Raw genomic sequence first — 14,711 nt, 5'->3', positions numbered from 1 at the left:
AAGTCGGGCCACGCTGCAGACGCAGGGTGTCGACGCAGTCGGCACGTAGGAGGCCGTATTCGGCCGGGAAACGGCCTCGATAGGTTTTCTTGAGCCGCTGATGGCGAGTCGCGATCTGCACCAAACGTTTACAGCGCCGCCCGTGGACATCTCGAGCGCATGGCGAAAGCAGTCACCACCGTCTCCGAGGAGGGGTACAGCGCGACGAACGAGATCCGGGACTTCGAGACGACGATCGACGCCAACGGCGAGGACGGCCCCGACACGCTCGAGACCCTGCTCGCGGCCTACGGCTCCTGTTACGTGCCGGCGCTGCGGGTCGGCGGCCAGCAGCGCGGGGCCGACGACCTCGGCCGGATCGAGATCGAGGCGAACGGCGACCTCAACGACGACGACAAACTCGAGTCGATCCAGTTCGATATCCGCGTCGAAGCCGATGTCGACGACGACACCGGCGAGGAGATCACCGAGCGCGCCTTCGAACTCTGCAAGGTCCACGACGCGCTGAAAGACAGCCTGCACGCGGAGACGAGCTTCGAGGGCGACGCGTTCTGAGAGGGGCCGCCACCGTCGATTCAGTTCGCGATTCGCGATTTGTGTCTCTCTTTTCGGTTCTCGCGCTCGATCTCGAGAGCCGTGATGGGTCCTGTCCGAACAGTCACGGCCGTTGGCGGGTCCGAACGCACATATCCGCTGCGCCCGTCGATCGGACCACGAATGCGACGGGGCGTACTGGTCGTGGCGGTCGCGGGACTGCTCGTCCTCGCGGGTTGTAGCAGCGGACTCGACAGTATCGGCGGCGGCGACGGGCCGGCGAGCGATGTCAGCGGCGACCTCGAGATCCACCACATCGACGCCGGGCAGGCCGATTCGACGCTCGTCGTCACTCCCGCCGGCGAGACGATCCTGATCGATACGGGCGATTACCGCGACGACGGGCAGGAGATCATCGACTCCCTCGAGGCCCGCGATATCGACCGCATCGATCATCTGGTCGCGACCCACGGCCACGCCGATCACATCGGCGGCCACCCCGAGGTCATCGAATATCTCGAGGAGGAAGGCGACGGCGTCGGCGCGGCCTACGACTCCGGCGTGCCCCACACGACCGCGACCTACGACAACTACCTCGACGCGATCGAGGAGTACGATGTCCGACTGTTCGAGGTCGCGGCGGGCGACGACCTCCCGCTCGAGGACGACGACCTCGAGGCAACCGTCCTCAACCCGCCCGAGGGCGGAGAAGGCGACAGCGTCGATGCCAATGGCGTCGTCCTCTCGCTTTCGTTCGGCGAGTTCTCGTACCTGACGACCGGCGATATCGAGGCGAGCACCGAACGCCGGTTGGTCGAGGACCACGGCGAGTCCCTCGCCGCCGACGCCTATCAGGCGGGCCACCACGGCTCGTCGACCTCCTCGAGCGACCCGTTCCTCAAGGCGGTCGATCCGGAGACGGCGATCATCTCGAGCGCGCTCGACTCCCAATACGGCCACCCCCACGACGAGGTCCTGCAGGCCTTCGCTGACCGCGGAGTCGAGACCTACTGGACCGGCGTCCACGGCGATATCGTCCTGACGAGCGACGGCACCGACGCGTCGGTCGAGACGGAACGCGACGCGCCGACCGATCCGGAAGCATTGCTCGAGCGAAAGCAGGAGGCGCAGTCGTCACTCGAGCCACCGCAGACTATCGAACCGCGAGCGGCGGGCAACGGCGTGCACCCGGTGACCGGCGGGGATCGACCGGCGATTGATGGCGCTGGCGCGCGTACCGCGGGGCACTGACCATGAGCGAGCGCTACACCGCAGTCCTCGATCGGATCGTCGACGGGGAGACGGCGGTCCTCCTGCTCGAGGACGACGGCGAGGCGGTCGACGAGCGCCTCGTCGATGTCGAGCAGCTGCCGGCGGACGGCCGACACGAGGGGGCCGTCTTCGAGGTGACCGTCGACGAGGAGACGGTACTCGAGGCATCGTATCGCGCGGACGCCGAACGGGAGCGTCGGGAGTCGACGCGGGAGCGGTTCGACCGGCTCTCGGAGCGGTTGTCCGACGCCGATCGGGACGAGTAGGGCAGCGAAACGAAAGGGGAGTCCGAACCGTGGGTGGTTCGGGGGGATGACACGGCGGCAGGCGCTATCCGTCTGGACGGCAGCATGCCGCCACGTCTCGTTTTGTACGGATCGCGCATTAGCCGTGATGCCAAACTGTATTGGTTTCGGAAACGACCGGTTCGTACGCTTTCGTCCAGGCCAAGAGACCGCCGATATGGCAGTCGATCCCGCGACCGCCGCCGGTCCCGATGGGCACCTTCAAGGCGATTCTCGAGACAGGAACGGCTATGCTACGATCGTTCGACGGGACGGAACCGCGAGTCGCCGACTCCGCGTACGTCGACGACGCCGCGGTCGTCATCGGCGATGTCGTCATCGAAGACGAGGCCAGCGTCTGGCCCAACACCACGCTGCGCGGCGATCACGGCACGATCGTCGTCGGCGAGGGAGCGAACGTCCAGGACAACGCCGTCCTCCACGAGGACGCCGAACTCGCGCCCTATTCGACGGTGGGCCACAGTGCCATCGTCCACGACGCGACCGTCGCCGAGCGCGCGCTGGTCGGGATGAACGCGGTCGTCCTCGACGCCGCTCATGTCGGCGAAGGCGCGGTCGTCGCCGCCGGCAGCGTCGTCACCGAAGGCACCGAGGTCCCCGAATCGACGCTCGTCGCCGGCGCGCCCGCCGAGCCGAAAACGGAGATCGACGATCCGGGGCTCGAGGCGACGGCGGATCGGTACGTCGAACTCGCGAGAGAGCACGCGGAAACGTCCGAGCGACTCGACTGACGCGGCCTGCAGTTCGCTCGTTTTGCCGGCGTCGCGTCACCCGTAAATGACTTCCTGAACGTCGTCGACACCCGCCCGCCGGACCACGGCTCGGACCGGGTCCCGCGCGCCGACGAGGTTGTCCGAATCGCCGTCGAGCACCAGCAGTCGGGCCTCCCGGCCGGGTTCGAGCAGGCCGTACTCGAGGTCGGCGATCTCGGCCCCGTTGATCGTCGCCATGCGGAGGATATCGGCCGCGGAGAGATCGGAGAGCTTCGCGAGGAACTCCATCTCGCGGAACATCGACGGCGAGTTGAGCATCACGTTGTCCGTCCCGAGTGCGAGCGTCGTTCGCTCGTGGAGGTCTTCGTAGGGCGAGAGCCCAACGTCGGTGACGAGGTTCGAGCGCGGACAGACGACGATCGGCACGTCCTGTTCTGCCACCCGCTCGAGGTGGTCCGGTTCGGGGTTGACCATGTGGACCAGAAAGTCCGGCTCGAGGTCCAGGGCCGGGTCGATGTCGGTCTCGTCGACCTCGCCCGCGTGGATGCCGAAGGGTTTGCCCGCCTCGCGGGTCGCCGCTCGCTCCCGGTCGAAGCTGTCGTCGTTCGCGCCGCTCGCGCCGTAGCCGTCGCCGGCGCGCATCGCGTCGACGGAGCCCCGGGCGAACGACAACGCGTCGATCTCGAGGCCGTCCACGGCGTCCTCGAGCATCCGAACCCCCGCGACATCGCCTTCGCGGAAATCCAGACAGGCGGCGGTGCCGGCCTGCTGCATGAACCGCAGCGATTGCTCCATCGCGGTCACGAGTTCGTCGCGGGAGGCGTCCCTGAGAAGTCGGTGTTTCAGCCCGTCCGGCGGGGCGACCAGTTCCTCGAGCGAGAGGCCGCCGCCGGCCTCCTTGGCGATCGAGTCGCCGATGTGGGTGTGGGCGTTGACGAAGGCCGGGAGGATGATGTCGTCGCTCTCGACCGCCGTTTCTTCGATGGCCTCGATGCGGCCGTCGTCGCCGATGACGACCCGTCCCTCGACAGGTTCGAACTCGCGGCCGCGGAGGATCGTTCCCGTTCGTTCCATACGAGGTAGTTTGCAGTCACCGCCTTCAACGATTCGGGGTGGCGTCGGCGTCGGACAGCAGACGGCGACCGGCGGAATCAGTTCGACTCGTCGTCGATCTCGAGCGGTTCGTACAGCACGGCGATCAGTCCGGAGAGGGCGAGCAGCGAGAGTCCAGCGACGACGGCCGAATTGGACCAGCTGAGCGATTCGATCGTGAGGAATCCGCCCGCCCAGCCGACCAGTACCACGGCGATTACAGTCGCTGCAACGAGCAAGATCGAGAGCCGACTCACAAATTTACTCATCGCATAGTTCTCTCCACCCAGCGGGGATAAGGCGCGAGCCTGAATTGGCCACCTCGAGCGACTTCTCCGGCTGAATCGGCCGCTATAGCCCTGAAAGTCGCTATTCGACGAACTGATCCAGCGTCGCGTCCATTCCGTCGCGAACCTCGCTGACCAGCGCACCGTCGATATCGAGCCCGAGCACGTCGACCGCGGCCCGGCCGACTCGGTCACGCAGTTCCGGCGGCGAGTAGACCCCGAGCCGCCACTGGGAGTACTGGGCGGCGCGCAGCGCCTCGACCAGCGGCGACTGCTGGTCCAGTTGGCGGATCTCGCCGTTGACCATCACGCGCGTCGTGGACTCCGTCATCGACGGCCGACTCGGCACGTCGAGGATGACGCGGTCCGGGTCGACGCCGGCTCGATCGCTGATCTCCCGTTCGAACTCGCGGATCGTCTCGTGGTCCGACTCAATGATTCCGCCCGGCACGTCGTCGATCTCGGCCCACACGGCCCGCTTGAACAGGTCGCGCTGGTCCAGTCGGCGGCAGAACGCCGCCGTCTCGTTGCACGAGCGTAGGGCCACGATCAAATCGTAGTCGTCCATCCGCTGGAGAGTCTCGGCGTCGATATCGGTAGTGGGCGCGTCCAGTAGCCGTTCGCTCGCCCGCCGGAGCATCGCCTTGCTGATCCGGGCGACGCTGTGGCTGTAGACCGTCGGGTTCATGAGCGCCCGTGCGACCAGCAGGCTCTCGGCGGTCTGGACGTTCCCCTCGTCGAGGACGAGTTCGCCGTCCGCGAAGGTGAGTTCGCGGACGAGTCGGCCGTGATCGATCGTCCCATAGGGAACCCCGGTGTGGTGGGCGTCCCGCACCAGATAGTCCATCCGATCGACGTCGAGTTCGCCCGAGACGAGCTGGCCGAACCGCCCCTCGCCGGCGACCAGATCCGCGACCGTGTCGGGCTCTAGGCCGTGCTCTCCTAACACATCCCCGACTGCCCCGTTCGCGAGCAGGTCGTGGACGTCGTCGTGGTAGCGACCCGTTCGGCGGTGGGTAAGCGCCTCGAGATTGTGACTGAACGGGCCGTGGCCGACGTCGTGGAGCATGGCCGCGGCGTGGACCCGCTCTGCCTGCCGCCCCTCGACGCCGAGTTGCTCGAGGGCCTCGCAGGCGAGGTGGTAGACGCCGAGGCTGTGCTCGAAGCGGGTGTGATTGGCCGAGGGGTAGACCAGCGAGACGGTCCCGAGTTGGCTGATCCGCCGGAGCCGCTGTAGTTCCGGCGTATCGAGGAGGTCGCGGGCGACGCCATCGACCTGAATGTGGTCGTGGACGCTGTCCTTGACGATCTTCATTGGTCGCGTTTCGGCCCGTTCGTACAAAAACGGTCGTCCGAGCGCGGCGGTCCCCCGATCGACGACCGCGAGTTGCGAATACCGGCTCAACTACTACCGGCGTGGCCGTGGACCGTTGACGTACGATGACCAATATAGAAATTCCACCCGACGCCGACGCGGACCGGCGGAGAGCGCTCGTCCAAGAACACCTCGAGATCGGCGATATCGTCGAGGTCCGCAGCGACGAACGGACCGAAGACCACGAAACAGATGTCACCGGCGAACTGACGAGTTTCGAACCCGGCTACCTCGAGATTGACGGCAAACCGCTCGACGAGGGCAGCGTGCGCTACGACGAGATTCACACGGTCGGGAAAATCGAATCGACGTAGTCGGGCGGACGGTCTCAAGCCAACGGAGCCGACCGCACGACCTCGCACCGGTACATGGTCGATCGGCTGACCGCACTGAGTCGCGATTCCGGCCGCCGCTTACTCGTTGACGAGCAGCAGCTTCCCGAGGAAGTCACCGGCCTCGCCGCGACGGTGTGCCTCGGCGACGTCGTCGAAGGCGAATCGTTCGTCGATGTGGGGTTCGATCGCCCCGTCGTCGACAAGCGCTGCGATGTCGGCGAGCTCCTCGCCGATGCGCTCCTGCCGGTCGCCGAGCAACACGGGCAGAATAACGAGCACGACGCCGAGCTCGAGGGAGTTCGCGTGCATCGGGCCGAGGTCCAATTCTTGGGCCGCGCTCGACTCGGTCGTCACAACGGTACCGTAGGGCCGGACCGCCTCGAAGGCCGTCTCGAGGTGGTCGTCCCCGATCGGGTCGACGACGGTATCGAAGCCGGCACCGGAGGCGTGTTCGTCGACGTACGCCTCAACGTCGGTCTCGGTGTAGTCGACGGTCGCGTCGGCACCGAGTCGCTCCGCGAGGTCGCGTTTCTCGGCGCTCGAGCCCGTCGCGGTGATGTCCGCGCCGAACCAGCGGGCCAGTTGGACCGCGATGTGGCCGACGCCGCCGCTGCCGCCGTAGACGAGCACCTCCTCGTCGATGTCGACGCTGGTCTTGTCGGCGAGTAGCTCCCACGCCGTGAGCGCGACGACCGGGAGGGCGGCGCTCTCCTCGAGCGAGATCGAGTCCGGCGCGTGTGCGAACGTGCCGGCGTGGCCGACGACGAAGTCGGCGAGGCTCCCCTGCCGGCCCGCGCCGCCGGGCATGCCGTACACCTCGTCGCCTTCCTCGAACCGGTCGACGTTTTCCCCGACCGCGTCGACGACGCCCGACACGTCGCAGTGAAGCGTCGCCGGGAATTCGGGGGCGAAGTCCGGAAGCGCACCCTGCCGGAGCTTGTAATCGACGGGGTTGAGACTCGACGCAGCGACCTCGACGCGGATCTCGTTCGGCTCGGGGTCGGGGACCTCGCGGGTCGTCTCCGTGAAGACATCTGGGTCGCCATACTCCTCGATAACGTAGGCAGTCATCTCCGCAGCCATAGCGAATCGTCGTTGGGTCGCCAGCCGGGAATATCCGACGCCTCCGGCGATCGACGAGCGGCGCTATCGTAACCGAGGACCCGCAGCTAGCGCTCCGGCTCTCGTTCCCGCTCGCGATCGCGCTCGAGCGAGTCGGTCCGAATCTCGTCGACCGACTCGGTATCGACCGCCTCGTCCGGGATATCGTCGACTGCCACGAGCCGCTCGAGTCGATATTCGAACTCCGTCTCGTTGATCTCGCCCGCCGCGTAGCGGCGTTTCAGTTCCTCGAGCGGGTCCGATTCGGTGTCTGTATCGGTGGTTTGCGTCGCGCCCGTCGCGTCGGCGTCCTCGAGCAACAGCGCGACCTCGTCGCCCCAGAACAGCAGAATTGGCGTCAGCAGGAACCACCCGATAACCGAGATCGCGCCCGCGAGCGCTCCGAGGCCGGCGATGCCGGCGATACTCGTCAGTGCGAACGTCAGGATCGCCACCAGTAGCCAGCCCTCATTGGCGATGAATGCCCGAATCCTGTCGTCCATTCCCACGGAGTTATTCTTAGCGGAGCTACAAAAAATCCTGTCACGCGCCGAGCATTACTCGCGCGTCGGAAGGGATCGGACGCGTGCCGCCACACTGTCGTTCTGGCTCTCGACGAATGCTCCACCGTATCCGCTACAGACCGGCTGTTGATCCAGTGCAGTGGCGCGTGCTGTCCCGTGATGAACGACAGTGAATCGCGGGACGAACTCGCGCGAGGGATGAGTGAGTGACCGAAGGGAACGAGCGAATCGGGTGGGGAGGACGTGGTATTCTCTGCTGCCAGTACACGCAGCGGGCTCGTTTCGTCGGTCTACTTCCTGCTGTTGTTGGCAAGGGGGTAGACACATCCCAGCCGATCGGCTCTCGTTTCTCGGACTGAGACCGCTCGAGGCGGGCCCGGAAGCCCGTTGCTAGGGAGAGCAAGTGCTCCGGATCGAGATCGGAACCGCGTTACTCGAGACTGACCCACTCGCCCTGTTCGTCGCTCCGTTCGATCGCGTCGAGGACCTGCTGGGCGGCGAGGCCGTCGTCGAAGTTGGGTTCGAACGCATCACCGTTCGCAACCGCGCTGAGGAACTCGTAATTCTCGTGGATGAACGTGTGCTCCCAGCCTAGCACGTGGCCCGGTGGCCACCAGTGGTCGACGTAGGGATCGTCCTCGTCGGTGACCAGAATCGTCTCGTAGCCCCGATTTCCATCACGGAGCACCTCGAGTTCGTTCAACCGCTCGAGCGAGAACTGCAGGCTCCCCTCGGAGCCGTGGATTTCGATCGTGTGATCGTTCTTGTGACCCGCCGCGACCCGCGTCCCCTCGAGGGATCCGACGGCACCGTTTTCGAACTCGAGTTGCGCGGTATAGGCGTCGTCGACGGTGACGGAACGGGTTTCGTCGCCGCCCTCTACGGGGCGCTCGTCGACGAACGTCTGCAGGTGGCCGCTGACCCGTTCGATCTCGCCGGCGAGGTCGTCGGAACCGACGAGGAATCGCAGGAGATCGACCGTGTGCGAGCCGAGATCGCCCAACGCACCCGAACCGGCCATCTCCTCGTCGTTGCGCCACGACCACGGGGCCTCGGGGTCGACCAGCCAGTCCTGCAGATATCGGCCGCGAACCTGCTGAATCTCGCCGAGTTCGCCCGCCTCGAGCAACCGCTTTGCGTACTGGATCGCGGGCACGAACCGGTAGTTGAACGCACAGCCGGCGGGTACGTCGTCGCCCGCTTCGCGTGCCGTCTCGGCCATCTCGTCGGCCTCCTCGAGCGTCGGCGCGAGCGGTTTCTCGCAGAAGACCGGCGTTCCGGCCTCGAGGGCGGCGATCGATGGCTCGCGGTGGACGTGATTCGGGCCGAGGTTGTAGAAGACATCCACCTCGTCGACGACCTCGGTCCAGTCCGTCGATACCGAACTGAATCCGAGTCGATCGGCCGCGTCCGATAGCGCTTCCTCGTCGCGGCCGACGAGCACGATGCGTTCGATCTCGGGTGCGTCCGGGAAGAACATCGGCAGCCGCGCCATCGCGTTCGCGTGTGCTTTCCCCATGAACCGATAGCCGAGAACGCCGATCTCGAGGGTCATGGACGCCCGTTCACCGAGCCGACAGTTAGTTGTTGTCGAAGCGGGTGCGGGACGCGGTCGCGGTCCCACAGCAGTCTCACTCGATGCCTCGCCATCGGGTAGCCGCTCGGACGCGGTAGGTCACGCCGTACACGCCGGGTCTCGGCGGTACAGTTTCCCCCGCTCGGGCCGTAGGCACACCGAGACAGCGATGAGCAACACAGTCCGATTCGACGAGGCAGAGAGCATTCGGCTGGCGGACACCACCGTGGAAACGCGACCACCCGACGGCCTCGAGTTCAGGGTGGAGGAAATCTGAGCGTGACCGAGGCGGTGCTCGGCGAGTTCGCGGGAACGACGATGAATCCGTCCCGCGTGACCGTCTCGGGCGGCGACACAGACGCCGTCGCGCTCGATCTGACCGGCCCGGCAACCCCCCGGCTCGAGACCGTCGACATCAGCGTCGCGACGCCGGACCGGGAGGACCTCGCGGACGGGGTCGACGCGCTCCGGCCCTCGTCGGACGGGGACCCCGAGTCGATCGATCCGCCGCCCGACGTGCTCTCGTTTACCGTCGAGGGGGAGATCCGGAACGTGCCCTCCGAGACATTTGCGGCGCTTCCGGCGGACACCTCGAGTCTCGAGTCAGTGACGTTCGCCGTCGAGGAGTCGGTCCGGAGCGACGGCGGACGCGCCGACGACGTGATGTTCGAATGCTCCCTGCTCGGTTACGGGATCATCGTTCGCCGCGACGGTTCGATCGTCGTCGGGAGTGGCAGGATCCCGGGAAGCATCGATCTTCTCTGATACCGGTGGGATCGACCGGTTCGACTGCGAGTCCGACCGTCCATCGATGACTCGGACCCTGCCGCGGATCGTTCGAGCACGGACATCGTGGGGTTGCCCGCCCTATTCGTCCCAATCGATCGCGTCGGTCCGTTCCGCACGGCGAAGGATGAACGGCCCGAGCGAGCCGGTTCGCTTCGAAATCGTCGCGATCCGCAGGACGTACGCAGCGAGCAGGAAGAACGGCACGAGCGCGAGCGTCGCGCTGGCGCTTACGACCCACACCAGGTTATCCACGCCGAGGGTCGCCCCCGGTACCGACTCCCCGTCGAGGAACAGCACCGTCGCCGTCGCGGCCACCACGCCGGGCAACCCGGCGTACAGGATCGACCGCGTGAGTGGACCAGTTCCCACTGGAAGTACAGCGACTTGAAGTGCTCGAGGGCCGGCCCGAACAGCGTCAGGCTGTCGACCAGCTCGTCGAACGCCGCCAGTTCGTCGTCATCGAGGCTGTCCTCGTGTTCGTGGCGGAGCCGCCGAACCGCGTAGATCTTCCACGAGTAGTTGTAGTTCAGCCCCGACCGCAGGACCCCGAACTCGCCGAACGTCGACGTCTCGAGCTGAGAGGTGATCTCCTCGGAGTTGCGACGGACGTTCTCGACCAGGCGGTCGGTCCGTTCTCGGAGCCGATCGTCGTCGGTATCGGCGACGGTTTCGCGCAGCGCTTCGGCCCGGTCGCTGCTCGTGCCCACGAGCGCCTGCAGGAACTGCGCGGGGTCGGGCGGACCGACCGATCCGAACAGTTCCTCGACGCTGCGTCGGTACTCCATCGCCTCGTCCATTCACGCCTGCTGGTCCCCCAGCCGCCCGAGTTCCTGGGAGAGCACCAGCTGGTTGATCGAAACGACGAGCGTCACGCCGGTGAGAATCGCGGCGATCAGGACCTGAAACGCGGTTTCGATCGGCGTACCGCTTTCCATCGCCGTCCGGAGCGGCAGCGCGACCGTTCCGAGGCCGACGAAGACGGCGAATGCCGCGGCGGCGAGTAACCCCGCGAACAGCCAGCGGTTCGCATCGAGCAGGAACCAGTGTGCGACCCGACTCCCGCCGGTCCGCCCGCGGAGCGTGTCGCTCGACAGCGGGTCGTCCATAGCGGCCGTTCAGCCGCCGGACGAAAAGCCGTTGAGCTTGGAACAGGGGCTCGAGCGCGAGGGTCTCCCCCGAAACGCGCGGAGCGGCGTCGGCCGAGGGACGTGCTGGCGGAGAGCGAGAACGCGGAAAAGCGAACGGGCGATCGGCCGAACTCAGTCGTCGGCCGGGGTCGGCGCGCCGCGCTCGATATCGATGGTACCCGCGTCGAGGTCGTCCTCGACGTTCCGGGCCGCCTGCACCATGTTCGCCATCTTGCCGTAGGCGACCTCGCGGGGCAGCAGCTTCACGCCGCAGTCCGGCGAGACGACGAGCTGTTCCGGCGGCACGACCTCGAGGCCCTTCTTGATGTTTTCCTCGATCTGCTCGACGGACTCGACTTCCGCGACGTGGGCGTCACAGACGCCAAGCGCGAGATCCTTGGTGAACTCGGGGTCCTTGAAGACGTCGAGCTGGTCGTAGTCGCCGTTTGCGAGCTCGAGGTCGAACTCGTCGACCGGGAACTCGAGGATCTCGGGGTAGATTCGGGAGTAGTCGCCGTAACAGACGTGGAGGCCGATGCGGACATCCTCGGGGAGGTCGGCGACGATGCGCTCTAAGGCCTCGCCGACGATGGCGTGGTCGTCGGGGGTGGTCGCGAGCGCGGGCTCGTCGATCTGGATGTAGCGTGCGCCGGCGTCGACGAGCTTCTCGATCTCCTCGTTGACGAGGTCGGCGAGCTCGAGGGTGAGTTCGTCGTCGTCCTCGTAGGCCTCGTTAAAGGACCAGTTCGCGAGCGTGTAGGGACCCGTGATTGGGACCTTGACTGGTCGGTCGCTGGCGTCGGCGGTGAACTCGTACTCGTCGACGAGCCAACTGTCGTCGTACTCGACCTCGCTGACGACGCTCGGCTTGTCGAAGTAGTTGTGTCCCCAGACCTTGACGGGGCCGTTGAACTCGTAGCCGTCGATGCGGTGGGCGAAGAACTCGACCATCTCGTTGCGCCGCATCTCGCCGTCGACGACGACGTCGAGGCCGGCGCGCTCGTGTTCGTTCGTGATGAGCCGCGAGGCGTCGTCTTTGGCCTCCTGATAGTCGTCGGCGTCGAAGCCGTGGTCGTCGTCCTCGTAGAGCTCCTTCGCGCGGTTGAGCCACTTGGGCTTGGGGTAGGAGCCGACGACGGTCGTCAGCAGGAAGTGGTCGGAATCGTGCTCTGGCGGTCGGAACTGATCTTTGTTCTCGTTCGTCATGCTGCGGTCACCTCCGCAAGGTCCGCGGCCTCCGCAAGGACCTCGAGTTTCTCCACGTACTTGCCGTAGGGCAGGTAGAACGTCTCGGTGTTCGTCGTCAGATAGACCGTCTCGAACTCGGTGACGCCGAGCTGGCCTTCGACCCACTCGACCCGGTCGCGGATCGCTTCGGGGTCCTCGACGAGCGTGTTCTGGCCGTCGGCGAGGCCCAGCGCGATGTCGTCGGGCGCGCCGTACTCCTGGATGTTGTAGAGGTTGTCGTCCTGATTCGCGACGAAGTCGAAGCCGACCGCGTCGATATCGGCGTCGAGCAAGTGCGCATAGACCTTCTCCTCGAGTGCGCCCCAGTACGGTTGGACGACGACATCGGCGTCGGTCGCGCTCGCGACCTGATCGATCGCCTCGCTCGCGCGCTCGTCTTGGCCGTCCTCGGGTGCGTTCTCAACCAGCGAGGGCTCGAGCAGGAACAGCGTTTCGTGCTCGGGGAAGGCGTCGACCTCGCCCTCGAGGAAGTCGGCGATCGCGCCGAGGAAGTCGGCCTCGTCGCCGTACTGTTCGTCGGTGGCGAGGTCAGCAAGCGAGTACGGACCGGGGAGGACGGCCTGCAGGTCGTCGCCAGCGGCCAGCTCCGCGGTCGCCTCGAGTTCGGAGGCGACGTCGCCAGTTGGCTCGAGGTCGTCCTGGACGACCGGCTCTCGATAGAAGTTGTTGTTGTCGTAGTAGCGGACGATCCCGCGCGTTTCGACGGCGTCGGCGACCGCGAGCGGGTGGGCGAGCATGTCGTCCCAGCGCAGTTGCCCCTCGACGACGCGGTCGAGGCCGGCGTCTTGCTGGACGCCGATCACTTCGTCGCGGGCCTCCTCGTAGGCCGCGGTGATTGCCTCGCCCTCGTCGCCGCTGATGAGGTCGTGTTTCTGGTGTCCTTTCAGATCCGAAAGGTCGTCTTTCGCCCAGTCCGGGAGCGGATACAGCCCCGGCGTGGTCGAAACATACTCAGTCATCGTAGTTCCGGCTAGGCTATACCGACGCTTAATATTTTCCATCCAATCTAATACACAACAGTAATTTTTGCAGGTTTCGGCCGATTCCGGGGCTGGATTTCGAGATGCGTGAAAACACGTATCATGGAGCAGCTACGCCACGCACAGCTATCGGGACGGAACCGAGACGGGCCGCGATCGATCAGGGGTTTACTCGAGTCGTCGCGAGACGCAGAGTTCTGTGCCCACAGTCTCAGTCCAGTGCCAGCAGCGCGTAGGTCTCGTCGGCGACCTGTGCGACGACGTAAATCGTACCGTCGTCGAGGACCGGCCCCGGGCCGACGCGGCCCGCGAACTCACGTTCGAAGCGGACTGCAGGGCCCCAGCCCGGACTGTCATCCGGCGTCGGGTCCAGAGCGTGAAGGCGGTCACCGCCGACGAAGACGGTGTCGCGGCCGTACGCCGGCGCGGTGTGTCGCCAGTCGCCGATGTCGTGTTTCCAGTGGCGATCACCGGATTCGGTATCGACGGCGTGAAGCTCCTGCCCGTTCGCAACGAGAACGAGGCCGTCGGCAACGGCAATGCCGCGGTCGGCCCAGCCGGAATCGGCCGTCCAGTTCCGGGCCGGGTCCGATACTCCCTCGTCCATCAGCGCGTACGTGGTTCCGTCTCTACAGTTGACGTAGACCGAGTCAGTGTCCGCGCTGGGCGGTGCCGCCGGTTCGGCAGGGAGTTGCCACCGTCGTCCACCCATTCCATCCCTGTCCAGCAGATACACCATTCCGGCTCGAGTGGTGATGACGAACCAGTGGGCCCTGAAGACGGCAGGGTGGTCCTGTACCTGACCGAAGACCTCGCGGTCCCACTGTACCGTCCCGTCGTCGAGATCGAGCGCGACGACTCGCTCCCCCGCGCCGCAGACGAGTTGCTCTCCGGCGCGCGTCGCGGGCACCGTCACTCGCCCCGGTGTCTCGAGTTCCCGTTCCCACAGTCGCTCGCCGGTGTCGGTCTCGAGCGCGCGAATCGCAGACCCGGTCGAAACGTAGGCGACATCGTTCCAGATCAGCGGCACTGTTCCGACGCCCTCGACCGTCCACAGTTCCGTTCCCTCTGCGGCGTCGAGGACCCGGAGTGTGTCCTCGTCGGGTTGATAAACGCGCCCGCCGGCGACGACGGGTGCCTGATAGGTCAATTGTGGAACCTCGACCCGCCAGCGCTCGGAAACACCGTCGACCGGGGCCTCACCGTCACCGACCTCCCGGGTGTTGGCCGCATTGCAGCCGAACGTCGACCACTCGCCAGTGGCTCCGCGAGCGCTGTTCCCGGGATCCGGCATATCGTCGACGCCGGACGGCGGCGGGTCGTCGGGTCCCCTGACTCGCGAGAGCAGCGAACAGCCAGCGAGCGCGACGCTCGCACCGGTCGCGCCGACGCTCCTCAGCAACGTTCGTCGAGTGGAAGGCATCGACCGAAACATCTCAGCCATTCGAAAAGA

The 14,711-nt window shown here is 66.2% G+C and carries 15 protein-coding genes and 1 pseudogene; 6 read left to right on the top strand and 10 right to left on the bottom strand.

From position 1 onward, the window contains the following. Positions 1 to 159: 159 nt before the first annotated feature. The 4 genes from C489_RS12125 to C489_RS12110 all read left to right on the top strand — a co-directional run bounded on the left by C489_RS12125 (position 160) and on the right by C489_RS12110 (position 2,842). Positions 160 to 555 (top strand): OsmC family protein, encoded by a 396-nt coding sequence (locus C489_RS12125; protein WP_006431569.1) that lies wholly within the window; start codon positions 160 to 162, stop codon positions 553 to 555. Between the two features lie 162 nt (positions 556 to 717). Continuing rightward, entirely contained in the window at positions 718 to 1,785 is a 1,068-nt protein-coding gene (locus tag C489_RS12120) for a ComEC/Rec2 family competence protein (RefSeq protein WP_006431568.1), read from the top strand. A 2-nt stretch (positions 1,786 to 1,787) separates the two neighbouring features. Further along, on the top strand, positions 1,788 to 2,072 hold the full coding sequence (locus C489_RS12115) for a DUF3006 family protein (RefSeq protein WP_006431567.1): 285 nt from the start codon (positions 1,788 to 1,790) through the stop codon (positions 2,070 to 2,072). 269 nt (positions 2,073 to 2,341) lie between these two features. Next, on the top strand, positions 2,342 to 2,842 hold the full coding sequence (locus C489_RS12110) for a gamma carbonic anhydrase family protein (RefSeq protein WP_006431566.1): 501 nt from the start codon (positions 2,342 to 2,344) through the stop codon (positions 2,840 to 2,842). A 36-nt stretch (positions 2,843 to 2,878) separates the two neighbouring features. Here the strand turns inward: C489_RS12110 and C489_RS12105 are convergent, their stop codons facing one another. From C489_RS12105 to C489_RS12100, 3 genes are all read right to left on the bottom strand, one after another. Beyond that, a complete protein-coding gene (locus tag C489_RS12105; RefSeq protein WP_006431565.1) occupies positions 2,879 to 3,898 on the bottom strand; it encodes an amidohydrolase family protein in 1,020 nt (339 codons plus the stop codon). A 77-nt stretch (positions 3,899 to 3,975) separates the two neighbouring features. Next, complete coding sequence (locus tag C489_RS21590) at positions 3,976 to 4,185, bottom strand: hypothetical protein (RefSeq protein WP_152423154.1); 210 nt, start codon at positions 4,183 to 4,185, stop codon at positions 3,976 to 3,978. Positions 4,186 to 4,285: 100 nt separating this feature from the next. Beyond that, positions 4,286 to 5,518: an HD domain-containing protein gene (locus tag C489_RS12100; RefSeq protein ID WP_006431563.1), complete on the bottom strand. Its 1,233-nt coding sequence runs from the start codon at positions 5,516 to 5,518 to the stop codon at positions 4,286 to 4,288. 125 nt (positions 5,519 to 5,643) lie between these two features. On the opposite strand from C489_RS12100, the gene C489_RS12095 reads away from it, so the two are divergent. Further along, positions 5,644 to 5,892: a hypothetical protein gene (locus C489_RS12095; protein ID WP_006431562.1), complete on the top strand. Its 249-nt coding sequence runs from the start codon at positions 5,644 to 5,646 to the stop codon at positions 5,890 to 5,892. 99 nt (positions 5,893 to 5,991) lie between these two features. Here the strand turns inward: C489_RS12095 and C489_RS12090 are convergent, their stop codons facing one another. The 3 genes from C489_RS12090 to C489_RS12080 form a co-directional block, all read right to left on the bottom strand. After that, positions 5,992 to 6,996, bottom strand: coding sequence for a zinc-binding dehydrogenase (locus tag C489_RS12090; RefSeq protein WP_006431561.1), 1,005 nt, complete (start codon positions 6,994 to 6,996; stop codon positions 5,992 to 5,994). An 86-nt stretch (positions 6,997 to 7,082) separates the two neighbouring features. After that, positions 7,083 to 7,517, bottom strand: a complete 435-nt coding sequence (locus C489_RS12085) for an SHOCT domain-containing protein (RefSeq protein WP_006431560.1) — start codon at positions 7,515 to 7,517, stop codon at positions 7,083 to 7,085. A gap of 451 nt (positions 7,518 to 7,968) precedes the next feature. Next, positions 7,969 to 9,093: a Gfo/Idh/MocA family protein gene (locus tag C489_RS12080; protein WP_006431559.1), complete on the bottom strand. Its 1,125-nt coding sequence runs from the start codon at positions 9,091 to 9,093 to the stop codon at positions 7,969 to 7,971. 300 nt (positions 9,094 to 9,393) lie between these two features. On the opposite strand from C489_RS12080, the gene C489_RS12075 reads away from it, so the two are divergent. Beyond that, positions 9,394 to 9,879 (top strand): hypothetical protein, encoded by a 486-nt coding sequence (locus C489_RS12075; protein ID WP_006431557.1) that lies wholly within the window; start codon positions 9,394 to 9,396, stop codon positions 9,877 to 9,879. 102 nt (positions 9,880 to 9,981) lie between these two features. Here the strand turns inward: C489_RS12075 and C489_RS23050 are convergent. From C489_RS23050 to C489_RS12045, 4 genes and pseudogenes are all read right to left on the bottom strand, one after another. After that, positions 9,982 to 11,009 (bottom strand): annotated as a pseudogene (locus C489_RS23050) (hypothetical protein). Positions 11,010 to 11,162: 153 nt separating this feature from the next. Next, complete coding sequence (locus C489_RS12055) at positions 11,163 to 12,236, bottom strand: methionine synthase (protein ID WP_006431556.1); 1,074 nt, start codon at positions 12,234 to 12,236, stop codon at positions 11,163 to 11,165. Next, positions 12,233 to 13,237, bottom strand: coding sequence for a hypothetical protein (locus tag C489_RS12050; protein ID WP_006431555.1), 1,005 nt, complete (start codon positions 13,235 to 13,237; stop codon positions 12,233 to 12,235). The genes C489_RS12055 and C489_RS12050 overlap by 4 nt, the downstream gene beginning before the upstream one ends. Positions 13,238 to 13,469: 232 nt before the next feature. Then, entirely contained in the window at positions 13,470 to 14,681 is a 1,212-nt protein-coding gene (locus tag C489_RS12045; protein ID WP_049890822.1) for an outer membrane protein assembly factor BamB family protein, read from the bottom strand. Between the last annotated feature and the right edge of the window lie 30 nt (positions 14,682 to 14,711).

The sequence above is a fragment of the Natrinema versiforme JCM 10478 genome, assembly GCF_000337195.1.
Classification (GTDB): Archaea; Halobacteriota; Halobacteria; order Halobacteriales; family Natrialbaceae; genus Natrinema; species Natrinema versiforme.
The sequence above is the reverse complement of the archived record's forward strand: the minus strand, read 5'-3'. Positions and strand labels throughout refer to the sequence as shown.